General features: G+C 66.1%; 21 protein-coding genes and 2 tRNA genes. 17 read left to right on the top strand and 6 right to left on the bottom strand.

Annotated elements, in window-relative coordinates:
• Window positions 1-51 precede the first annotated feature (51 nt).
• Entirely contained in the window at window positions 52-1,476 is a 1,425-nt protein-coding gene (locus tag ACCD11_RS15510; RefSeq protein ID WP_413314535.1) for a M20/M25/M40 family metallo-hydrolase, read from the top strand.
• Window positions 1,477-1,527: 51 nt separating this feature from the next.
• Here ACCD11_RS15510 and ggt read toward each other — a convergent pair whose 3' ends face one another.
• Entirely contained in the window at window positions 1,528-3,585 is a 2,058-nt protein-coding gene (gene ggt / locus ACCD11_RS15505; protein WP_413314534.1) for a gamma-glutamyltransferase, read from the bottom strand.
• Between the two features lie 141 nt (window positions 3,586-3,726).
• Between ggt and uvrC the strand changes: the two genes are divergently transcribed.
• The 3 genes from uvrC to ACCD11_RS15490 are packed head-to-tail and all read left to right on the top strand — an operon-like array spanning window position 3,727 to window position 7,190.
• Complete coding sequence (uvrC, locus tag ACCD11_RS15500; RefSeq protein ID WP_413314533.1) at window positions 3,727-5,691, top strand: excinuclease ABC subunit UvrC; 1,965 nt, start codon at window positions 3,727-3,729, stop codon at window positions 5,689-5,691.
• Between the two features lie 48 nt (window positions 5,692-5,739).
• On the top strand, window positions 5,740-6,306 hold the full coding sequence (pgsA, locus tag ACCD11_RS15495; protein ID WP_007830693.1) for a CDP-diacylglycerol--glycerol-3-phosphate 3-phosphatidyltransferase: 567 nt from the start codon (window positions 5,740-5,742) through the stop codon (window positions 6,304-6,306).
• Window positions 6,303-7,190, top strand: a complete 888-nt coding sequence (locus ACCD11_RS15490; RefSeq protein WP_007830697.1) for a DMT family transporter — start codon at window positions 6,303-6,305, stop codon at window positions 7,188-7,190. The genes pgsA and ACCD11_RS15490 overlap by 4 nt, the downstream gene beginning before the upstream one ends.
• Before the next feature lie 18 nt (window positions 7,191-7,208).
• Here ACCD11_RS15490 and ACCD11_RS15485 read toward each other — a convergent pair whose 3' ends face one another.
• Window positions 7,209-8,168, bottom strand: a complete 960-nt coding sequence (locus ACCD11_RS15485; protein WP_413314532.1) for a LysR family transcriptional regulator — start codon at window positions 8,166-8,168, stop codon at window positions 7,209-7,211.
• A gap of 71 nt (window positions 8,169-8,239) precedes the next feature.
• Between ACCD11_RS15485 and ACCD11_RS15480 the strand changes: the two genes are divergently transcribed.
• The 6 genes from ACCD11_RS15480 (at window position 8,240) to ACCD11_RS15455 (ending at window position 13,626) form a co-directional block, all read left to right on the top strand.
• Window positions 8,240-9,160 (top strand): alpha/beta fold hydrolase, encoded by a 921-nt coding sequence (locus tag ACCD11_RS15480; protein ID WP_413314531.1) that lies wholly within the window; start codon window positions 8,240-8,242, stop codon window positions 9,158-9,160.
• A complete protein-coding gene (locus tag ACCD11_RS15475; protein WP_413314530.1) occupies window positions 9,157-10,242 on the top strand; it encodes a tartrate dehydrogenase in 1,086 nt (361 codons plus the stop codon). Before ACCD11_RS15480 ends, ACCD11_RS15475 begins: the two co-directional genes overlap by 4 nt.
• 219 nt (window positions 10,243-10,461) lie before the next feature.
• Window positions 10,462-10,734: an HU family DNA-binding protein gene (locus tag ACCD11_RS15470; RefSeq protein WP_007830705.1), complete on the top strand. Its 273-nt coding sequence runs from the start codon at window positions 10,462-10,464 to the stop codon at window positions 10,732-10,734.
• Window positions 10,735-10,763: 29 nt separating this feature from the next.
• Window positions 10,764-10,839, top strand: a tRNA-Val gene (locus ACCD11_RS15465).
• A 78-nt stretch (window positions 10,840-10,917) separates the two neighbouring features.
• The gene (locus ACCD11_RS15460) at window positions 10,918-12,834 is read left to right on the top strand and encodes a SurA N-terminal domain-containing protein (RefSeq protein ID WP_413314529.1); all 1,917 of its coding nucleotides are present in this window, start codon (window positions 10,918-10,920) and stop codon (window positions 12,832-12,834) included.
• A gap of 117 nt (window positions 12,835-12,951) precedes the next feature.
• On the top strand, window positions 12,952-13,626 hold the full coding sequence (locus tag ACCD11_RS15455) for a histidine phosphatase family protein (protein ID WP_007830713.1): 675 nt from the start codon (window positions 12,952-12,954) through the stop codon (window positions 13,624-13,626).
• A 16-nt stretch (window positions 13,627-13,642) separates the two neighbouring features.
• Here ACCD11_RS15455 and ACCD11_RS15450 read toward each other — a convergent pair whose 3' ends face one another.
• Both ACCD11_RS15450 and ACCD11_RS15445 read right to left on the bottom strand, forming a co-directional pair.
• Window positions 13,643-13,978, bottom strand: coding sequence for a hypothetical protein (locus ACCD11_RS15450; protein WP_007830714.1), 336 nt, complete (start codon window positions 13,976-13,978; stop codon window positions 13,643-13,645).
• A 40-nt stretch (window positions 13,979-14,018) separates the two neighbouring features.
• Complete coding sequence (locus tag ACCD11_RS15445) at window positions 14,019-14,267, bottom strand: GlsB/YeaQ/YmgE family stress response membrane protein (protein WP_007830716.1); 249 nt, start codon at window positions 14,265-14,267, stop codon at window positions 14,019-14,021.
• A gap of 275 nt (window positions 14,268-14,542) precedes the next feature.
• On the opposite strand from ACCD11_RS15445, the gene ACCD11_RS15440 reads away from it, so the two are divergent.
• Window positions 14,543-14,618 (top strand) — tRNA-His (locus ACCD11_RS15440).
• Window positions 14,619-14,907: 289 nt separating this feature from the next.
• On the top strand, window positions 14,908-15,252 hold the full coding sequence (locus tag ACCD11_RS15435; protein WP_007830718.1) for an H-NS family nucleoid-associated regulatory protein: 345 nt from the start codon (window positions 14,908-14,910) through the stop codon (window positions 15,250-15,252).
• A gap of 85 nt (window positions 15,253-15,337) precedes the next feature.
• Here the strand turns inward: ACCD11_RS15435 and ACCD11_RS15430 are convergent, their stop codons facing one another.
• Entirely contained in the window at window positions 15,338-16,324 is a 987-nt protein-coding gene (locus ACCD11_RS15430) for an NADPH:quinone oxidoreductase family protein (RefSeq protein ID WP_007830720.1), read from the bottom strand.
• Between the two features lie 127 nt (window positions 16,325-16,451).
• Here ACCD11_RS15430 and surE point away from each other — a divergent pair, with 127 nt between their 5' ends.
• The 5 genes from surE to rlmD are packed head-to-tail and all read left to right on the top strand — an operon-like array spanning window position 16,452 to window position 21,438.
• Complete coding sequence (gene surE, locus ACCD11_RS15425) at window positions 16,452-17,210, top strand: 5'/3'-nucleotidase SurE (RefSeq protein WP_413314528.1); 759 nt, start codon at window positions 16,452-16,454, stop codon at window positions 17,208-17,210.
• A 1-nt stretch (window position 17,211) separates the two neighbouring features.
• Window positions 17,212-17,985, top strand: a complete 774-nt coding sequence (locus ACCD11_RS15420; protein WP_413314527.1) for a protein-L-isoaspartate(D-aspartate) O-methyltransferase — start codon at window positions 17,212-17,214, stop codon at window positions 17,983-17,985.
• A gap of 11 nt (window positions 17,986-17,996) precedes the next feature.
• A complete protein-coding gene (locus ACCD11_RS15415; RefSeq protein ID WP_413314526.1) occupies window positions 17,997-18,908 on the top strand; it encodes a peptidoglycan DD-metalloendopeptidase family protein in 912 nt (303 codons plus the stop codon).
• A 4-nt stretch (window positions 18,909-18,912) separates the two neighbouring features.
• Window positions 18,913-19,959: a sigma-70 family RNA polymerase sigma factor gene (locus ACCD11_RS15410; protein WP_413314525.1), complete on the top strand. Its 1,047-nt coding sequence runs from the start codon at window positions 18,913-18,915 to the stop codon at window positions 19,957-19,959.
• 30 nt (window positions 19,960-19,989) lie between these two features.
• The gene (gene rlmD / locus ACCD11_RS15405) at window positions 19,990-21,438 is read left to right on the top strand and encodes a 23S rRNA (uracil(1939)-C(5))-methyltransferase RlmD (RefSeq protein ID WP_413314523.1); all 1,449 of its coding nucleotides are present in this window, start codon (window positions 19,990-19,992) and stop codon (window positions 21,436-21,438) included.
• Window positions 21,439-21,483: 45 nt separating this feature from the next.
• Here the strand turns inward: rlmD and ACCD11_RS15400 are convergent, their stop codons facing one another.
• Window positions 21,484-22,185, bottom strand: a complete 702-nt coding sequence (locus ACCD11_RS15400) for a Bax inhibitor-1/YccA family protein (RefSeq protein ID WP_007830734.1) — start codon at window positions 22,183-22,185, stop codon at window positions 21,484-21,486.
• Between the last annotated feature and the right edge of the window lie 74 nt (window positions 22,186-22,259).

Raw genomic sequence — 22,259 nt, 5'->3', positions numbered from 1 at the left:
GGGCGGTGCTTGCTATGCTGTCCGGCACAACCACCACCGGAGAGAGAACCCATGAGGATGAAGACCTTCCGTGCCGCGAGAACCGTGCTCGCCGCCTCGCTGGCCCTGTGCGGCATGACCGCGGCCATGGCGCAGACGCAGACCCCGCCGGCCCTCACGCCGCAGCAGCAGCGCTTTCACGACATCTACAAGGAGTTGATCGAGATCAACACCAGCCATTCGGTGGGCGACAACACGGTGGCCGCGCGCGCCATGGAAAAGCGCTTGATCGAATCGGGCTTCGCGCCCGGCGACATCCAGATCTTCGAACCCTTCCCGAAGAAGGGTAACCTGGTGCTGCGCTTCAAGGGCGACGGCAGCAAGAAGCCGCTGCTGCTGCTGGCCCACATCGACGTGGTCGAGGCCCGGCGCGAAGACTGGAAGACCGACCCCTTCAAGCTGCAGGAAACCGGCGGCTACTTCACCGCGCGCGGCGCCATCGACGACAAGGCGATGGCCTCGGCGCTGGTCTCGGTGATGGGGCAGCTGAAGCAGGAGGGCTTCAAGCCCAAGCGCGACATCATCCTGGCGCTGACGGCCGACGAAGAGCGCGGCGATGCGCTCAGCAACGGCGCCTTCTGGCTCATCAACAACAAGCCCGAGCTCCTGCAGGCGGAGTTCGGCATCAACGAAGGCGGCGGCGGCGAGCTGCGCGGCGGCAAGCCCAACCTGCACCGCATGCAGGTGGCCGAGAAGATGTACACCACCTACATGCTGGAGGCGCGCGACGTGGGTGGCCACAGCTCGGTGCCGACCAAGACCAACCCGATCTATGCGCTGTCCGCCGGCCTGGAACGGCTGGGCAACTTCAGCTTTCCGGTGAAGCTCGCGGAGGTCACGAAGACTTACTTCGCGCGCAGCGCACCGTTCGCCACCGGCCAACTGGCCGACGACATGCGCGCGGTAGGCGCGGGCAACCCCGACGCAGCGGTCATCGAGCGCATGTCGGCCAACCCGGCCTACAGCGCGCAGTTCCGCACCACCTGCGTCGCGACGATGGTGCAGGCCGGCCATGCCGAGAACGCGCTGCCGCAATCGGCCAAGGCCACGGTCAACTGCCGCATCCTGCCGCACGACGATCCCGAGGAAGTGGAGCGCCTGCTGACCCAGGCGGTCGGCAACGACAAGATCGTGGTGCGCAACATGGGCAAGCCGCTGCGCAGCCCGGCGTCGCCGCTGAACGGCGACCTTGTGAAGACCGTGGAGTCGCTCACGCAGCAGATGTGGCCCGGCGTGCCCGTGGTTCCTGCGATGAGCACAGGCGCCACCGACAGCCGCTTCATGCGCAACGCGGGCATTCCGATGTACGGCGTGAGCGGCATTTTCCTGGAGCCGTCCGATGCGCGCGCGCACGGGCTCGACGAGCGCATCGAGATCCAGCGGCTTTATGACGGCCGCGAGTTCCTGTACCGGCTGGTGTCGGAGCTGGCGAAGTAGGCGTGCCGATGAGCGGCGCCTGCGAGCACCAGTTCGTCCAGGCCAACGCCCTCAGGGCGTGAAGGTATCGCCCAGCACGATGCCTTCGCGCCGCGGGTCGGCGCCGCCTGTCAGCACGGTCTTGCCGCCGACGCTGGTGCGGATGATGGTGCTCACGCCGCTGGACTGCGCCGAGACCGACACCTTGTGACCCAGTCCGATCAGCCCGGCGACCAGCGAGTCGTTGAGGCCCGAGTTCGTCGCGTCGATGTTCGGATGCTCGCCGCCGACATTGGTGGTCACGCTGTTGGAGGCACCGAAGTCGACCAGTGACGTGGCCTGCTGGGCGTCGAGCCCCCAGTCGAGCGCGCCGACCAGCGTCTTCACGACGTACTGGATGATGGTGCCGCCGCCCGGCGAACCGGTGCCCATGACGAACTCGCCCATGCTGCCATCGGCCTGCTTCCTGAATACCAGCGTCGGCGCCATCGTGCTGCGCGGGCGCTTGCCGGGTGCGACGCGGTTGGCCACCTTGATGCTCGGATCGACCGTGTCGTTCGGGTTGGCCGAGAAGTCGGTCAGCTGGTTGTTCAGCATGAAGCCCTGTGTCATGTGGAACGAGCCGAGCGTACTTTCCACCGTGGTGGTCATCACCACCACGTTGCCCTGCTTGTCGACGATGGTGAAGTGCGTGGTGCCATGCTCCTCGGTCTTGTCGATGCCCAGCGGCACCGCGCCCAGGTTGCCGGCCTGGGCAACGCCCATGCTCTTCGCCAGGCTGATGAGGCTGGCGCGGCTCTGCAGATAGGGCTTGTTGATCATGGTGTCGACCGAGCCGCCCGGCAGCGGAACGAAGTCGGTGTCGGCCACGTACTTGTCGCGGTCTGCATAGGCCAGGCGCTCGGCCTCGCTCACCAGGTGCACGCCCATCACGGTCGGCTTGCCTCCCTCGATGCCGATGGCGGTCGGCTTGTACAGGCCCATGTTGAAGGTCTCGAGGATGCCCAGGCTCGCCACCACCGCGATGCCGCCAGAGGACGGCGGCGACATGCTGCACACGTAGTAGTCGCGATAGGTGCCGCAGACCGGGTCGCGCCGCTTGGCCTTGTAGTTGGCCAGGTCGGCCAGCGTGGTCTTGCCGGGCGTGATGGCCGAGCCGTCGTTCGCGGCGACCGTGACGCCGATCTTGTCGACGATGCCCTGGGCGATGTCGCCCGTGTAGAAGGCGTTGGCGCCTTGCGTCGCGATGGTGGTCAGCGTCTTGGCGTAGGCCGGGTTCTGCAGGCGGGTGCCCAGCGCCTTCGGCGTGCCGTCGGCGTTGAAGAAGTAGGCCGTGGCCTCGGCGTCGCGCTTGAGGCTGGCGGCCGACGACGAGATGGCGGCGGTCATGCGCCCGCCGATCAGGAAGCCGTCGGAGGCCAGCGTGATGCCGTAGCTGAAGAGGTCTTTCCAGGGCAGCTTGCCGTGGTCCTGGTAGGCGATGTCGAGCATGCGCACCGCGCCGGGCGTGCCGATCGAGCGGCCGCTGGCGCGCGCGCCGCCGGGCTTGGGCAGGCTGGTGTCGGTGGCGTCGTCCACGTAGCGCAGGTAGTTCTCGGTGGCCGCGGCGGGCGCGGTCTCACGGCCGTCGTAGGCCTGCACCTTCTTCGTCGCGGCGTCGTAATAGAGCATGAAGGCGCCGCCGCCCAGACCGCTCGATTGCGGCTCGACCAGCCCCAGCACGGCCTGCACGGCCACCGCCGCATCGACTGCGCTGCCGCCGGCCTTCAGCACGTCGCAGCCGGCGCGCGTGGCCAACGGGTGGTTGGCGACGACCATGTAATTCTTCGCGTAGACCAGCTTGTGCCCCGGCGCGTAGCCCGAGGCCGCCTCGGGCGCGGCCGGATCGCCGGCATCCCCCGAGCCGACCACCACGGAGGAGTTGCCGGTCGAGGTGAGGCAGCCGTTGTCGGGTGCGCTCGGGGCAGGCTGCTGGGCCGGCTGGTTGGCCGCGTTGATCGCGGCGATGGTTGCAAGAATCGTTGTCGTGTCTTGCGCGTCATTGCGGGAGGCGCCGCCGCAGCCCGCGAGGCTCAGCGAGAGCGCGATGGGTGAGAGCGCCCACCAAGCGCGCCTGTTGTTCTTGTTCATGCAGATTTCCCGAATAGGTATGTTGAAAAAACCGGGCGCTCCTCGCGCCCGTGGCTATCTTCAGCAGGTTTCATTCCAGCTGCGTCGGGGTTTGCGCGCAGGCGGGCGCCGGGCCGCGTGCCGCGCGCCACAATAGCCGCCATGTCAGACGTGCATTCCGATCAATTGCTCAGCGAAGTCGCGGCCCTGCCGCAGCTGCCGGGCGTCTACCGCTACTTCGACGCGGCCGGCGCCGTGCTCTATGTGGGCAAGGCGCGCAACCTCAAGAAGCGGGTCGCCAACTACTTCCAGAAGAACCACGGCGGCACCCGCATCGGCCACATGATCTCGAAGATCGTGCGCATGGAGACCACGGTGGTGCGCTCCGAGGCCGAGGCGCTGCTGCTCGAGAACAACCTGATCAAGACGCTCAAGCCGCGCTACAACATCCTGTTTCGCGACGACAAGAGCTACCCCTATCTCAAGATCGCGTCGCACCAGTTCCCCCGGCTGGCGTACTACCGCGGTGCGGTCGACAAGAAGCACCGCTACTTCGGGCCGTACCCGAGCGCCTGGGCGGTGAAGGAATCGATCCAGCTGCTGCAGAAGGTGTTCCGCCTGCGCACCTGCGAAGACACGGTGTACGCCAACCGCACGCGGCCTTGCCTGCTGTACCAGATCAAGCGCTGCAGCGGGCCGTGCGTCGGCTACGTCGCACCCGATGTCTATGCGCAGGACGTGGCCAGCGCCGAGGCCTTCCTGATGGGCGATACGCAGCTCGTGCTCTCCAAGCTCGAACAGCGCATGACTGCGCACGCCGAGAAGCTCGAGTTCGAGCAGGCGGCCGAGCTGCGCAACCAGATGTCCGCCATCTCGCGCGTGCTGCACCAGCAGTCGATCGAGATCGCGTCCGACAAGGACGTGGACATCCTGGCCGTGAAGGTGCAAGGCGGCAAGGCCTGCGTGAACCTGGCGATGGTGCGCGGCGGCCGCCACCTGGGCGACCGGCCGTACTTTCCCGTGCATGTGGAAGACGCGGCGCAGATCCACCACGGTGAACTCGACGATGAAGAAGAGGGTGGTCCGCCCGCCGCGACCGACCCGATCGAGGTGCAGGTGCTCGAGGCCTTCATCGCCCAGCACTACATCGACGTGCCGGTGCCGGCCACGCTGGTGCTGAGCGAGCAGGTGGGCCGCGAGCTGATCGAGGCGATTTCGCTGCAGGCCGGCACGCGCGTGACGGCGGTGTTCCAGCCGCGCGAGCAGCGCCGGCACTGGCTCGAAATGGCCGAGACCAACGCCAAGCTGCAGCTGGCCCGGCTGCTCGCCGAGGAGGGCTCGCAGCAGGCGCGCACGCGCGCGCTGGCCGATGCGCTGGAGCTGGCATCGGACGATCTCGACAATTTCCGCGTCGAATGCTTCGACATCTCGCACACCGCGGGTGAGGCGACGCAGGCTTCATGCGTGGTGTTCGAGCACCACGCCATGCAGAACAAGGAGTACCGCCGCTACAACATCGAGGGCATCACGCCCGGCGACGACTACGCGGCCATGCGCCAGGTGCTGCACCGCCGCTATGGCAAGCTGGCCGAGGCGATGGCGGCCGAGACCGACGCCCTGCCTCCGGGCGATGCCGAGAGCGACGGCAGCGAGGCGCCGGTGAAGATCAAGGCCGCGCGCATGCCCGACCTGGTGCTGGTCGACGGCGGCAAGGGGCAGGTGTCGATGGCGCGCGAGGTGTTCAGCGAACTGGGCCTGCCGCTGTCGCTGATCGTCGGGGTCGAGAAGGGCGAGGGCCGCAAGGTCGGGCTCGAGGAACTCGTGTTCGCCGACGGCCGCGAGAAGGTCTACCTGGGCAAGGACTCGGCCGCGCTGATGCTGGTGGCCCAGATCCGCGACGAGGCGCATCGCTTCGCCATCACCGGCATGCGGGCCAAGCGCGCCAAGGTGCGGGTCGGCGGCAGCCAGCTCGAGGACATTCCGGGCATCGGACCGAAGCGGCGCGCGCGGCTGCTGCAGCGCTTCGGCGGCATCCGCGGCGTGGCGGCGGCGAGCGTGGAGGACATCGCGTCGGTCGAGGGGATCGCCTCCGACCTGGCGGAGGAAATCTACAAGGCGCTGCACTGAGGGCGCGACCCCCGTTGGGGGTTAATGCCGCCATGACACAATCAAGCGATGTTCTGGACCCTGCCGACCATCATGACCTGGACGCGCATCGTCGCGATCCCCCTGATCGTCGGCGTGTTCTACCTTCCGATCAGCGAGCCGATGCGCAACCTGATCGCCACGGTGATGTTCATCGTCTTCGCCGCCACCGACTGGCTCGACGGCTTCCTGGCGCGCCGGCTCAACCAGACCTCGGCTTTCGGCGCCTTCCTCGATCCGGTGGCCGACAAGTTCCTGGTGTGCGCCTCGCTGCTGGTGCTGGTGCACCTGAACCGGGCCGACGTGTTCGTGGCGCTGATCATCATCGGCCGCGAGATCGCCATCTCGGCGCTGCGCGAATGGATGGCACAGATCGGCGCAAGCAAGAGCGTGGCGGTCCACATGATCGGCAAGGTCAAGACGACCGTGCAGATGATCGCCATTCCGTTCCTGCTTTTTGACGGGCACCTGTTCCGGGTGATCGACACCGGCGTCTGGGGCCAGTGGCTGATCTGGATCTCGGCCGTGCTCACGATCTGGTCGATGGTGTACTACTTGCAGAAGGCCATTCCCGAAATCCGGGCCCGCACCAAATGACCGCGGCAGCCGCGGCCCGCAACGCGGGCTGGCTGCGGGCAATGCCGGCGGTCTTCGTGTTGATCTGGAGCACGGGCTTCATCGTCGCGCGCTACGGCATGCCGTATGCGCCACCCCTCAAGTTCCTGGCCGTGCGCTATGCGTTGTCGCTGGCTTGCTTCGGCGTGTGGGTCGCGCTCGCGCGGGTCGCGTGGCCAAAGCAGCGCGCGCAGTGGGGGCACCTGGCGGCCACGGGCATCCTGATGCAGGCCGGTTACCTGGGCGGTGTGTGGGCCGCGGTGCGGGAAGGCATGGGCGCGGGGCTGGTGGCGCTGCTGGTCGGCATCCAGCCGGTGCTGACGGCGGTCTGGCTGTCTTTCCACGGCGGCCGCATCTCGCAGCGGCAGTGGGTCGGGCTGGGGCTTGGTTTCGCGGGCCTGGTGCTCGTGGTGCTGCGCAAGCTCGGGCAGGGCGGCGAGGTGAGCGTGCTGACGATGGGGCTCACGCTGATGGCGCTGGTCTCGATCACGGCGGGAACGCTGTACCAGAAGCGCTTTGTCGCGCCCTGCGACGTGCGCAGTGCAAGCGCGGTGCAGATGGCGGCCGCGCTGCTTGTCACATTGCCTTTCGCGGCGTTGGAGTCGGAGAGCATCCAGTGGAACCTGCACTCCGGCGGCGCGATGGCGTGGTCGGTGCTGGCGCTGTCGCTGGGCGGCAGTTCGCTGCTCTACATGCTGATCCAGCGCGGCACGGCCACGGCCGTCACGAGCCTGCTGTACCTGGTGCCGCCCTGCACGGCCGTGATGGCGTGGCTGTTGTTCTCCGAGCCGATCACGCTGGTGACGGTGCTGGGCATTGCGCTCACTGCGGTGGGCGTGAGCCTCGTGGTGCGCAACGGCCGCTGAGCGCCGGCGCTTTTCTCTTCAGCGCGTATCGGCCTTGCCCGGCTTCCAGGGCTCGCCGCGGAACTGTTCCACCAGGTGATCGACCAGCAGGCGCACCCGCCGAGGCGTCTTCGGCCGCCAGGGCGCGATCCAGTGGATGTCCGCTTCCGCCATCGCGTATTGCGGCAGCACGCGCACCAATTCGCCGCTCGCGAGTTGGGGTGCGATGTCCCACAGGCTGCGCAGCATGACGCCATGCCCGGCCACGCACCAGTCGCGCACCATCTCGCCCGAGTTGCTGGCCAGCGGCCCCTGCACACGCACGCGCGCCGTGCTGCCGTCGCGCACATGGCGCAGGGTCCAGAGTGCGTACTGGCGCTGGCTGGCATCGCCGTTCTCGCGCGCGACCAGGCAATCGTGCGAAGCCAGCGCCTCGACGGTGCCGGGCGTGCCGCGGCGCTTCAGGTAGGCGGGCGAGGCGGCCAGCACGCGCTGGTTGCGCGCGATGCGCCGCGAGATCCAGTCGGCCGCACGGCGCTGCTGCACCGCCCAGAGCCAGACCGCGCCGTCGTAACCCTCGGCGCCGAGGTCCGGCAGTTGCTCGGTCAGCAGCAGTTCGATCTGCAGTGCAGGGTGCCGCGCCTGGAAAGTGGCCAGCGCCGGCCCCAGCCAGCGGCGGCCGAAGCCGAAGGTCGCGGCCAGGCGGACGGTGCCGGTCAGTTCGTTCTGGCGTTCTCCGAGTTCGCTTTCGAGGGCGGCGAAGCCGTCAAGCAGCGCTCGCGCATGCAGGCAGACCGCCTCGCCCTCGGCCGTGACGCTGAGCCGCCGGGTGGTGCGCTCGAAAAGGCGCTGGCCCAGGCGCGCCTCCAGCGCGCCCAGCCGTTTGGTGATGACCGAGGGCACGACGTTGAGCGTGGCCGCAGCGCCCGCCAGGCTGCCCTGGTCGCGAATGGCCAGCACCAGTGCCAGGTCGCCACGATCCATCGAGAGAGGATTCATGCCATATCGGAAAGTATGAATTGGCTGATTGTTGCTTGATGATCGTCCGGGCGCAACGCACAATCGTTTGCGTGACAGCCTCCTTCCTTTCCTTTCCCACTTTCGATATTGAGCGCGATAGCGTGCGCATCCACGGGCGCATCGGCGGGCGCGGTGCTCCCTTGCTGCTGCTGCACGGCCATCCGCAGACGCATGCGATCTGGCATCGCGTGGCTCCGGCGCTGGCCGAGCGGTTCACCGTGGTCGCCGTCGACCTGCGCGGGTATGGCGATTCGGGCCGGCCTGCAGTTGATGCCGAACACGTGGTCTACAGCAAGCGTGAGATGGCGCTCGACGCGCTCGCCGCCATGCGGCACCACGGCTTCGAACATTTCGGCGTGCTGGCCCATGACCGCGGCGCGCGCGTGGCGCACCGGCTCGCCGCGGACCACCCCGACGCAGTCGAGCGGATGCTGCTGCTGGACATCGCACCCACGCTCGCGATGTACGAGCACACCTCCGAAGCCTTCGCCAAGGCCTACTGGCACTGGTTCTTCCTGATCCAGCCGCCGCCGCTGCCCGAGGCGCTGATCGCATCCGACCCTGTGCGCTACGTGCGCAGCGTGATGGGCGGGCGGCATGCCGGCCTCGCGCCCTTCGCGCCCGAGGTGCTGGCCGAATACGAGCGCTGCGCCGGCATCGCGGGCACGGCCGAATCCATCTGCGAGGACTATCGCGCCTCCGCCACCATCGATCTCGTGCACGACCGCGCCGACATCGCCGCCGGCCAGCGCCTGGCACAGCCGCTGCGCGTGCTGTGGGGCGAGCACGGCGCGGTCGGCAAGGCCTTCGACGTGCTCGCGCTGTGGCGCGAACGCGCGGCCGAAGTGTCGGGCCGCGCGTTGCCGTGCGGTCATTACGTTCCCGAAGAAGCGCCGGGCGAGTTGCTCGCCGAGGCGCAGGCATTCTTTTCGCCTTTCACCCATCTCGAACGAGCAGGAGCCACACCATGAGCACCCACAGAATCGCAGTCATCGCCGGTGACGGCATCGGCAAGGAAACCATGCCCGAGGGCCTGCGCGTGCTCGATGCTGCGGCGCGCAAGTTCGGCATCGACCTGAAATTCGACCACTTCGACTTCTCGAGCTGGGACTACTACGAGAAGCATGGCCAGATGCTGCCCGACAACTGGAAGGACCAGATCGGCGGGCACGACGCCATCTTCTTCGGCGCGGTCGGCTGGCCCGAGAAGATCGCCGACCACGTTTCCCTGTGGGGCTCGCTGCTGATGTTCCGCCGCGAGTTCGACCAGTACATCAACCTGCGTCCCGCGCGCCTGATGCCCGGCATCATCGCGCCCGTGGTGCGGCGCGACGGCACGCCGCGCGAGCCCGGCGAGATCGACATGTACATCGTGCGGGAGAACACCGAGGGCGAGTACTCCAGCATCGGCGGGCGCATGTACCAAGGCACGCCGCGCGAGATCGTGGTGCAGGAAACCGTGATGTCGCGCATCGGCGTCGATCGGGTGCTGAAGTTCGCCTTCGAGCTCGCGCAGTCGCGGCCGAAGAAGCACCTGACCAGCGCCACCAAGTCGAACGGCATCTCGATCACCATGCCGTACTGGGACGAGCGCGTGGCCGCGATGGGCAAGAACTACCCGGGCGTCAAGCTCGACAAGTTCCACATCGACATCCTCACGGCGCACTTCGTGCAGCGGCCCGACTTCTTCGACGTGGTGGTGGCGAGCAACCTGTTCGGCGACATCCTGTCGGACCTGGGGCCGGCCTGCACCGGCACCATCGGCATCGCGCCGAGCGCCAACCTGAATCCCGATCGCACCGCGCCGTCGCTGTTCGAGCCGGTGCATGGCTCGGCGCCCGACATCGCCGGCAAGGGCATCGCCAACCCGATCGGGCAGATCTGGTGCGGCGCGATGATGCTGGAGTTCCTGGGCCACAAGCAGGCGCACGACGCCATTCTTTCGACCATCGAAAAGGTGCTTGCGCCCCAAAGCGGAGCGCCGCGCACCCCCGACATCGGCGGAACGGGCAGCACCAGCGACGTGGGCAAGGCGATCGCCGCCGCCCTTTGAGCCGCCCTGAAAAAGGGCTTCACGAAAGGCCTCTAAAATCGCGCGCTCCGCTGATCGGCATGGCTTCGCGTCTTATTGACACCCTGCAGACCAGTGGTTGTAATCCTCGCTGGCAGCGCGCTGCCGAGGCGTCAGTCTTGCCAGGCTCTGGGGTCGCATCGTTTGCGGCCAGGTCGCAGCTGACGGAAGCCGACCAACTTTTTCCTACAAGGGGCCCTTGTGAACAAGACCGAACTGATTGAGCACATCGCAAAGAACGCCGATATTTCCAAAGCCGCAGCGACGCGTGCACTCGAATCCACTATTGGCGCCATTCGCACCACGCTCAAGAAAGGCGGCTCCGTTTCGCTCGTCGGTTTCGGCACTTTTGCAGTAGGCAAGCGCGCGGCCCGCACCGGCCGAAATCCCCGCACCGGCGACGCGATTAAAATCAAGGCAGCCAAGATCCCGAAGTTCCGTCCGGGCAAGGCGCTGAAAGACGCGCTGAACTAAGACGTTAGACTCGGAAAGTATTCCCGGTGGGGTGCTTAGCTCAGTTGGTAGAGCGGCGCCCTTACAAGGCGTAGGTCGGGGGTTCGAGCCCCTCAGCACCCACCACCCACCCGATGCAAAGGCGAACCGCAAGTTCGCCTTTTTTATTGCCGTCCGACAGCCGTCGAAAAAGAGTGTTCAAGCATGTTTGATACCTTCCGCAAGTACAACAAGGTCGTCATGATTTTCTTGTTCTTGCTGATCATTCCCTCGTTCGTGTTCTTCGGCGTCGAGCGCTATCAGGGATTCGGGCGCGACGAGAAGGTCGCCCGCATCGAAGGGCACGACATCACGAAGCCCGAATGGGATCAGCAGCACCGCGTTGAGACGGACCGTATTCGCCAGCAGTCGCCCAACGTCGACCCGACCTTGCTCGAGTCGGATGCATTGCGCTACGCCACGCTGGAGCGCATGGTGCGCGACCGCGTGCTGGCCGCCGCGGCGGCCAAGGTCAACATGACGGTGTCCGAAGAGCGCCTGTCGCGCATCTTCGCGCAGGACCCGGGCCTGGCCGCGTTCCGTACACCCGACGGCAAGTTCGACCGCGAGGCCTTCCAGCGCGTGACCGGCCGCACGCCGGAGCAGTACGAAGCTTCGGTGCGCTCCGACATGGCAACGCAGCAGGTGCTGCTGGGCGTCTCCGGCACGGCCTTCACGCCGCCTGCATTGGCCGCCACGACCATCAATGCCTTCTACGACAGCCGCGAAATCCAGGTGGCGCGCTTCGGCCCCGACAGCTTTGCTTCGAAGGTGACGGTGAGCGATGCCGACATCGAGGCCTACTACAAGGGCCACACGGCGCAGTTCCAGGCGCCCGAGCAGGCCAGCATCGAATACCTCGTGCTCAACCTCGACGCGGCCAAGAAGAACGTCGTCGTGAACGAGGCCGACCTCAAGACCTACTACGAACAGAATGCCGCGCGCTTCGGCACCAAGGAAGAGCGCCGTGCAAGCCACATCCTGATCACCGCGCCGTCCAGCATGCCCGCGGCGGATCGCGAAAAGGCCAAGGCCAAGGCCGAGCAGTTGCTGGCCGAAGTGAAGAAGTCGCCTGCCAGCTTCGCCGACGTTGCACGCAAGAATTCGCAGGACCCGGGTTCGGCGGAGAAGGGCGGCGACCTCGACTTCGTGACGAAGGGCGCCATGGTCAAGCCTTTCGAAGACGCGATGTTCGCGCTCAAGAAGGGCGAAACCAGCGGCGTCGTCGAAACCGAATTCGGCTATCACATCATTCGCCTGACCGACATCAAGCCGGCCGTGGTGCCGCCTTTCGAGCAGGTGCGCGCGACCATCGAGAACGACATGCGCTCGCAGCAGGCCACGCAGGAGTTCGCGAAGGCCGCCGAAGCATTCACCGACGCCGTCTACCAGTCGCCCGACAGCCTCAAGCCCGCTGCCGAGAAGCTGAAGCTCACGATCCAGACGGCCAACAATGTTGCGCGCGTGCCCGCACCGGGCAGCACCGGCCCGATGGCCAGCCGCAATTTCCTGAGCGCGCTTTTCGCAACCGATTCGCTTGAACGCAAGCAGAACACCGAGGCGATCGAAGTCGGCCCGAGCCAACTCGCATCGGGCCGCGTGACGAAGTACACGCCTGCACATCCGGTGCCGCTGGCCGACGTCAAGGACAAGATCCGTGCGCAACTCATTGCCGAACGCGCCTCGGTGCTCGCCAAGACCGAAGGCGAAGCCAAGCTCGCCGCGTGGACTGCCAAGGCGGACGGTGCGACTTTCGGCGCGCCTCTGACCGTTTCGCGCCGCGAAGCGCAGTCGCAGCCACTGCCGGTCATCGATGCCGCGTTGCGTGCCGACCCTTCCAAGCTGCCCGCACTCGTGGGCGTGGACCTCGGCGCGCAGGGCTATGCCGTGGTCCGCGTGACCAAGGTCGTTCCGCGCACGCCGCCGGCGCCCGAACTCGCGAAGCAGGAACAGGCACAGGTCGGCCAGTCCGTGGCTGCCGCAGAAGACGCCGCGTACTACAACCTGCTGAAGGACCGTTTCAAGGCCGAGATCCTGGTGCCGAAGCCGACGGAGCCGCTGCCGCCCGCCGCGGGCCGCTGACGTACACAGCGTTGCCAGAGACAGCCCGAGCCGACCGCTCGGGCTTTTTTTTTGGCCCCCATGAATCGGTCGCCCGAGGGACAAGCTGCGGCTCGGCTTCTTGCCAGAATCCCGTGCATGGGAACCCTCTATCTCGTGCGCCACGGACAGGCCAGTTTTGGCGCTGCCGACTATGACAACCTGAGCGAACTCGGGCACCGGCAGTCCGTTCGCCTCGGCGAGTACTGGCGCGAGCGCGGCATGAAGTTCGATGCCGTCATCACCGGCACGTTGAAGCGCCATCGCCAGACTTGGGAGGGCATCGCCAAGGGCCTCGGCCTGGAGCGCGACGACGTGCTGCCGTGGCCCGGCCTCAACGAATACGACAGCGAGGCGGTCATCGCCACCATCCACGAAGGCAAGCTGGAGAAGCCCGATTCGCCTGAGATGTACCGCCATCACTTTCGCCTGTTGCGCGAGGGGCTGGGCGCGTGGATGCAGGGCAGGACGACGCCGGCCGGAATGCCGAGCTATGTCGACTTCATGGCGGGCGTGACGACGGCGCTCGACCATGTCCGCGGTAAGCACCATGGCGCAAAGGTGCTGGTGGTGTCGAGCGGGGGGCCGATCAGCACGGCGGTGGGCCATGTGTTGGGGACGAGCGCGGAGACGACGATCGAACTCAACCTGCGTATTCGCAACACGTCGGTGACCGAGTTCGCCTTTACACCCAAGCGGCACATGCTCGTGACCTACAACACGCTGCCGCATCTGGACGGCCCTGCCTACGAAAGTTGGGTCACCTACTCCTGAAGTCCTTGCCGCCGCGTCAGGCCTGCCACACGCCGTAGCCGGCCTTGCGCAGCGCGATGCCGAGATCGACCTCCATCAGGCGCGCGTCCTCGTAGGTCATGGGGTTGTAGCGTTCGTAGAGCGCCGGCAGCAGGTGCAGGCCGAACTCCTGTACGAAGCTGTTGGCCTGGATGCCGGCCTTGTGCTTGTCGAAGCGGATATCGGGGTCCAGGCCGGTCATGCCGACATAGACGAAGGGCTTGCCGAGTTGGTAGTCGGGGTTGGCCCGCCTGAAGCGGCGGTTGTTCCATACGCGGTCATCGAGCTCGACCACGTAGACATGATGCTTGGCGCGCGCTTTGCGGGGCATCATGATGGCCGTGCGCGTGAGGCGGCACGGCCCATTCTTCGCATCAGCTCTTGCGCTTGATCAGGCCGTAGATGATGAGCAGCACGATCGCGCCCAGCACCGATGCGATGAAACCCGCGCCCTGGCCGGCGGTGTACCAGCCCAGCGATTGGCCGACGTAGGTGACGATCAGCGAACCGGCGACGCCGATGATGGTCGTGACGATGAAGCCGGCAGAGTCATCGCCTGGCTTGACGGCCCGCGCCACAAGACCCACGACGAACCCGATCAGGATGGTCCAGACGATGCTCATGAAGAAATTCCTTTGAGATGTGATGAAGTGGAGATGGCCAGAAGCCATGCCCGTCGGCGCGGGTCGCATTCATGATAGCGGAGCGATATGCCTGTCGGTGCCGGTGATGAAGATCGGACAGGCGGGCGAGAATTTTTGCCGATCACCGCGATCGCGACAGGCATCGAAGCGCCGGCGCCGATCCCGGCGGGGAGGCGAAATGTAGCTTTCGAGCCTCGCCATTGATTGCCTTCGTCAAAACAGCGATTTTTAACGCTACAATCGTAGGCTCTACGGTGGCTGTAGCTCAGCTGGTAGAGTCCCAGATTGTGATTCTGGTCGTCGTGGGTTCGAGTCCCATCAGCCACCCCAAAATATCTCCTTTGTGCTATTGCGCAATAGCGCTCAAAAAGGACCACAACGCCGGGTTTACCCGGCGTTGTCATTTCCGGCCGCCGCATCTTCTTCTGCCCGCGCGCCGCTCCCCTTTCTCTCTTTTTTCTCGTCTTGCCCGTATATAAAGCGCCCGTCGCGGATGGCTTTATGTTGCGAGTTGTTGCAATGACGCAATGCGCCGCCGTTTTTTTCGCCCGGCAGGATGCTTGTGGCAAATGTAAACTGAATTAAAATCCACCCGTTTTCAATTTTCAGGAGTCCAACAATGGCTTCGACCCTCGCCGATATCAATTCCCAGATCAAGAAGCATGACGAGCAGATTGCGCAATTGCGCAAGCAGGCCGAAGACCTGCGCAACCAGGAACGCGCGGGCGTGGTCGAAGAGTTGCGCAAGAAGATCGCCGAATACGGTTTGACGGCCTCCGATCTGAAACTCACCGGCCGTGCGGGCGCCGTCAAGCGCAGTGCAGGCGTCGCGCCCGCCAAGGCTGCCGCCAAATACCGTGGCCCGACGGGCGAAACCTGGTCGGGTGGCCGGGGCCGCAAGCCGCGCTGGGTGACCGAGGCATTGGCTGCGGGCAAGTCGCTTTCCGAGTACGAGATCAAGTAAGCGCCCCCCGGCTTCTCCGGGCTGTGGCCCAATAAAAAAGCCCGCATGCGCGGGCTTTTTTATTGGGCGTTCGTGGGCGGTGCGCTCAGTTCACCATCACCAGTTTTCCTTTGACGCCGCGCGAGCCCATGTGGGCGTAGGCAGCCTTCAATTCCGCCATGGGCATCGTGCTGTCGATCACCGGCTTGATCTTTCCCTGGCCGTACCACTGCGCCAATTCGGCCATCATCTGTGCATTGGCCTTGGGCTCGCGCCTGGCGAAATCACCCCAGAACACGCCGACCAGCGAAGCGCCTTTCAGCAGTGTCAGGTTCAATGGCAGTGATGGAATCGGGCCGGACGCAAAACCGACAACCAAATAACGGCCGCGCCACCCAATGGAGCGAAAGGCGGGCTCTGCAAAATCACCCCCCACCGGGTCGTAAATGACATCCGGTCCTTTACCGTCGGTGGCGGCCTTGACGGCATCGCGAAAACCGTTGGGCAGTGCATGCGTCGTGTAGTTGATCGTCGCGTCGGCGCCGATGGAGCGGCAAAGCTCGCATTTTTCATCGGTGGAGGCTGCTGCAATCACTCTGGCCCCGGCAGCCTTTGCGATCTGGATGGCCGCCGTGCCCACGCCGCCTGCCGCGCCGAGCACCAGCACGGTTTCGCCGGCCTTGAGTTGCGCTCGGTCCATCAGTGCGTGCCACGAGGTGGCGTAGATCATGATGAAAGCCGCGGCATCGACGTGGCCGAAACCTTCGGGCAACGGCATGCACAAGGCCGCGGGTGCCAGTGTGTGGGTGCCAAAGCCGCCCGTGCCCGACAGGCAGGCCACGTTCTGCCCGACCTTGAGGTGTGTGACGCCGTCGCCGACCGCCTGGACCACGCCAGCGTATTCGGAGCCCGGCACGAAGGGCAGGGGCGGCTTCATCTGGTATTTGTTCTGCACGATCAGCAGATCGGGGAAATTCAGGCTCGCTGCCTTGATTTCGATCAGCACCTGGCCCGGGCCCGGGGTCGGGGTCGGCAGTTCCTTCCAGGTCAGCGCGTCGACGCCGGTGGGGTTTTCGCAAAGCCATGCGTGCATGCTCGAGTCTCCTTCGTGTGAGTCGGATGGGTCCAAAGAATGCGGGCGATGATAGGCGGCGCGGCAGGGTGGGCTTGTCCCTGCTGCGACGCACCCGGCGCCTACAATCCCGGGCATCCAGGACACCATGAAGATACTAATTTCCAACGACGATGGCTTTCAGGCGCCGGGCATCGTCGCGCTGCATGACGCGCTCAAGGACATCGCCGATGTCGAGGTGGTCGCGCCCGAGCACAACAACAGTGCCAAATCGAACGCGCTGACCCTGGCGGCACCGCTCTATGTGCGCGAGGCGCACAACGGCTTTCGCTACGTGACGGGCACGCCGGCCGATTGCGTGCACATCGCGCTCAAGGGTCTGCTCGACTACCGGCCCGACCTGGTGGTCTCCGGCATCAACAACGGCGCCAACATGGGCGACGACACCATTTATTCGGGCACGGTCGGCGCGGCGATGGAGGCCTACCTGTTCGGCATTCCGGCCATCGCGTTCTCGCAGATCGAAAAGGGCTGGGCGCATGTGGATGCGGCCGCCCAGGTGGCGCGGCGGCTGGTGCAGCAGATCGAGCGCGAGCGCATGCTGGGAGGCGCCGCCTTCCTGCTCAACGTGAACGTGCCGAACCTGCCTTTCGACGAGCTGAAGCCCGTCAAGGTCTGCAGGCTCGGCCGCCGCCATGCGGCGGAGAAGGTAATCACCCAGGACAGCCCGCGAGGCGAAACCATGTACTGGATCGCCGGCGCAGGCGGCGCCAAGGACAGCGGCGAAGGCACCGACTTCCATGCCACCGCAGCCGGCCACATCGCGCTGACACCGCTGCAGATCGACCTGACCGACCACGCCAACCTTGGCCAATGGCGCGAGACGGTGGCCCGTCTCGGCAGTTGACATGGCCACGCAGCGGCCGAGTTTCCCCGTTCGCCTGACACCCACCGCTTCGGCCGCCACGCGAGGGCGCATGCCCGCCGTGCCGGCCAAGCCCATGGTGCCGTCCACGCCTTCGATGGCTTCCGATGCCGTGCGCGCGCGCATGGTGCAGAGGCTCGCGGCGCAGGGCATCTCCGATCCGCGGGTGCTGCGCGCAATGGGCGCCGTGGAGCGGCATCGCTTTGTCGACAGTGCGCTGGTCAACCAGGCCTACGAAGACACGAGCCTGCCGATCGGGTTGGGACAGACCATTTCGAAGCCCAACGTGGTGGCCCGCATGATCGAGCTGCTGATGGGCGCACCCGCGCTGGCTGGAAAGCCGCAGGACAAGCTCGGCCGCGTGCTCGAGATCGGCACCGGTTGCGGCTATCAGGCTGCGGTGCTGAATCATGTGGCCACCGAGGTCTACAGCATCGAGCGCCTGCGCGGCCTGCACGAACGCGCGCGCGCCAATCTGCGGCACTTCCGGCTGGCCACAGTACACCTGATGCTGGGCGACGGGATGATCGGCTATGCCAAGGGCGCGCCCTACGCCGGCATCATTGCCGCGGCTGGCGGCGAAGCCGTGCCCGAGGCCTGGATTGCGCAGCTCGCGGTGGGTGGTCGCATCGTGGCACCGACCCAGTCCGCAAGTGGTGGCCAGGCCCTTGTCGTCATCGACAAGACCCCGCGGGGACTGGAGCGCCTCATTCTTGAGGCGGTTCACTTTGTCCCCCTAAAATCAGGCATCGCTTGAAGGAATAACAAATGCAGGGTTTTGGCAATCGGAGTTGGTTCGCTGGCGTCACGTTGGCCTTTGTGCTCGTGATCGCGGGCTGTTCCACACCGCGCGGGCCGGCGCCGGTCGAAGACCGCGGCACTATGTCGCGCGCGCCTAGCGCAGCAGTGCCCGGCGGCCCGCCCATCACCACCGACGCCAACGGCAAGCCGCTCGCCGGCATCGAAAACTATGGCAAGCCCGGCTACTACGCCGTGCGTCCCGGCGACACCATTCGCCGCATCGGTGCCGACACCGGCCAGCGCTGGCAGGACATCGTTCGCTGGAACAACATCGAGAACCCTGACCTGATCGAAGTCGGCCAGGTGCTGCGCGTGATTCCGCCGGCAGGTTCGGGAACGGTCGTCGCGGCCGCGCCTGCAACACCGCCCGCCGCTTCGCCCGAAGGTGTGGTCACGAAGCCCGTGACGCCGCAGCCTGCGGTGGTGCCCTCGGCGCCCGCCAGCAGCGCGACGACCAAGCCGCCGGTCACGGCTTCGCCGGCCGGTCCCGGCAGCGGAAATGTGGGTGATGAAGACATCGGCTGGATCTGGCCTGCGAGCGGTTCGCTGATCGCGGGCTTCGATGAGGCCAAGAACAAGGGCTACGACATCAGCGGCAAGGCGGGCGACCCTGTGCTGGCCGCCGCCGACGGTCGCGTGGTCTATGCGGGCGCAGGCCTGCGTGGCTACGGCAACCTGATCATCCTGAAGCACAACAACACCTACCTCACGGCGTATGCCCACAACCAGACGCTGCTCGTGAAGGAAGACCAGTCGGTTCAGAAGGGCCAGAAGATCGCCGAAATGGGCAACAGCGACGCCGATCGCGTGAAGCTGCATTTCGAGATCCGCCGCCAGGGCAAGCCCGTCGATCCTTCGCGCTACCTGCCCGGCCGGTGATGCCATGGCTGCCTCCCGCCCCCGCCGCACGCTGTTGCCCGTGCGCGGGTTGGCGGGCAGGGGCAGCCCATCTCCCGACAACGGTCGGCATGAGTTCGTCGGTGAGAGCGTTTACCCGCCACCGGAAGATGGCTTAGAACCACCAACGGCAGACGGCGTGCTGCCTGCAGGCACTGCGAGCGAACAAATCGGCGGCGAGGGCGCGGATGCGTTGACCATCTACCTGCGCCAGGTCCGTCGCACCGAACTCTTCACGCCTGCGCAGGAGTACCAGACCGCATGCGCCGCGCGGGCCGGCGACTTCGCGGCGCGGCAGTCGATGATCGAGCACAACCTGCGGCTCGTGGTCAATATCGCCAAGAGCTACCTGGGCCGTGGCGTGCCGCTGTCGGACCTCATCGAGGAAGGCAATCTCGGCCTGATGCACGCCATCACCAAGTTCGAGCCCGAACGCGGTTTTCGCTTTTCCACTTACGCGACCTGGTGGATCCGCCAGTCCGTCGAGCGTGCGGTCATGACGCAGGCGCGCGCGATCCGGTTGCCGGTGCATGTGGTGCGTGAGCTGCAGCAGGTGCTGCGGGCCCGCCGCACACTCGAAGGCGACGCCGAATTCCTCGCGCACCGGCCCGATGGCGTGCGTGTGGAAGACATCGCCGCGCTGCTCGGCCGCGAGGTGCAGGCGGTGGCCGACCTGCTGGCCCTGTCTGAAGCCCCGCGCTCGCTGGACGCGGGTGACGCGCGCGGGGACGAGGGCTTCACGCTGGCCGACACCGTGGCTTCCGAGGACGGGCAGGGCAGCCCGACCGACGTGACGCACATGCACGAGGTGGAGCGCCTGCTCGATCAGTGGGTGCTCGCCCTCGATGCGCGCGAACGCGAGGTGCTGGAGGGGCGTTATGGCCTGCACGACCGCGAGCCCGAAACGCTGGAGGTGCTGAGTGTGCGCCTCGGCCTCACGCGCGAGCGCGTCAGGCAGATCCAGAACGAGGCGCTGGCCAAGATGCGCCGCCAACTGGCCCGCGCTGGCGTCGAGCGCGACGCGCTGTTCTAGCTGTCTCGGCCACGCTGAGACAATCAGGGGATGACGGAATCCATCGAAGAAAACAAAGCCCCCGCGAAAGTCCCCACGAATCCCGGTGAAGAGTGGCTGCAGGTCGAGTCTCTCGACCTCGACGCGCAGGGCGTATCGCACAAGGCCGACGGCATGGTCGTGTTCATCGAAGGCGCATTGCCTTTCGAGGAAGTGCAGTTCAATGTCCATCGCCGCAAGAACAACTGGGAGCAGGGCACGGTCACGGCCATCCGCCGCGAATCGTCGCAGCGCGTGCGCCCGGGCTGTCCCCATTTCGGCCTGCACACGGGCGCTTGCGGCGGCTGCAAGATGCAGCACCTGGATGCGGCCGCCCAGGTGGCCGTGAAGCAGCGCGCACTGGAAGACAACCTTTGGCACCTCGGCAAGGTCAAGCCCGAGAACCTGCTGCGGCCGCTCGAAGGGCCGACCTGGCACTACCGCTACCGCGCGCGCCTCTCGGTACGCCACGTGGTCAAGAAGGGCACGGTGCTGATCGGTTTCCACGAGCGCAAGAGCCGCTACCTGGCCGACATGCAGGTGTGCCCCGTGCTGCCGAAGCAGGTCAGCGACATGCTGATGCCGCTGCGCGCGCTCATCGGTTCGATGGACGCGCGCGAAACCTGCCCGCAGATCGAACTGGCCTGCGGCGACGCCCCCGACTCAACGCGGCTCGGCACCATCGCGCTGGTGCTGCGGCATCTTGAACCGCTCTCGCGCGCAGACATCGATCGGCTGAAGGCCTTTGCTGAGAAGAACGAGGGCGTTCAATGGTGGCTGCAGGCCAAGGGGCCGGACACCGTGAAGCTGCTGGAAGAGGGCGGCACGCCGCTGGCATACCGGCTGCCCGAGTTCGACGTCACGATGCCATTCAAGCCTACTGACTTCACGCAGGTCAATCCGCACATCAATCGGGCGCTGGTGGGCAAGGCACTGCGTTTGCTCGACGTGCAGCCCGAAGAGCGCGTGATCGACTGGTTCTGCGGCCTCGGCAACTTCACCTTGCCGTTGGCGAGCCGGGCCCGCGAGGTGCTGGGCATCGAGGGCAGCGACACGCTGGTGGCACGCGCAACCGACAACTTCAACAGGAATCAGCCAGCGACGTCGGCCCGGCGGGCACTGTCGCCCGCCACTTTCGTGGCGCGCAACCTGTTCGACATGACGCCGGAAATGCTTGTGGCCGACGGCAGTGCCGACAAGTGGCTGGTCGATCCGCCGCGGGGGGGGGCCGGGGCGCGGGGCGCGGGCCAGGGCGCGCGGCAAGAGCAGCCCGAACTGCGAACCGATGGCTGGACACCCCCGAAGCGCATCGTGTACGTGAGCTGCAATCCGTCGACGCTTGCGCGCGATGCCGGCTTGCTGGTGCACCAGGCGGGCTACCGCTGCACCTTCGCGGGGGTGGTCAACATGTTCCCGCACACCGCGCACGTCGAGTCGATTGCAGTCTTCGAGCTGGAATGAAAAAAGGGCCCTTCCGGGCCCTTTTTCTTGCTGCGCGTGATTCGCTCAATCGCGTTCGCCGCCGAAGATGCCCAGCAGCGCCAGCAGGCTCTGGAACACATTGAACAGGTCGAGGTACAGCGCGAGCGTGGCGCTGATGTAGTTGGTTTCGCCGCCGTCCATGATCTGCTTCAGGTCATAGAGCATGTAGGCCGAGAAGATGCCGATGGCGGCCACCGAGATGACCAGCATGCCCGTGGTCGAACCGACGAACACGTTGATGATCGCGCCGAACATCAGCACCAGCGCGCCGACGAACAGGAACTTACCCATGCCCGACAGGTCGCGCTTGATGATCGTTGCCAGCGAGGCCATCACGAGGAACACGCCGGCGGTGCCGCCGAAGGCCGTCATGACGAGTTCGGAGCCGTTTTTGAAGCCCAGCACCATCGCGATCAGGCGCGACAGCATCAGGCCCATGAAGAAGGTGAAGCCCAGCAGCACGGGCACGCCGGCGGCGGAGTTCTTGGTCTTTTCGATGGCGAACATGAAGCCGAACGCGCCGCCGAGGAAAACCATGAGGCCCAGCCCACCCGTGAGCGAGCGGGTGATGCCGGTGCTGACGCCGATCCATGCGCCCAGCACGGTGGGCAGCATGCTCAGCGCGAGCAGCCAGTAGGTGTTGCGCAGCACGCGCTGGCGTTCAGCCTGCGCCAACGGCTGGCCATAGCCAGCGGAAGTGTCTAGGGTGGTGACGCGGTCGTTCATGGCCGGAGCTCCTGTGGTTGCTGCAGTGACGCAGTTTGGGCGCATTCTAGGGGGCTGCAAGAGGGGGTGTCGAA

The sequence above is a fragment of the Variovorax sp. Varisp36 genome (genome assembly GCF_047304235.1).
Taxonomy (GTDB): Bacteria; Pseudomonadota; Gammaproteobacteria; order Burkholderiales; family Burkholderiaceae_C; genus Variovorax.
Note: the sequence above shows the minus strand (reverse complement) of the source record. Positions and strands in the feature narration are given on the sequence as shown.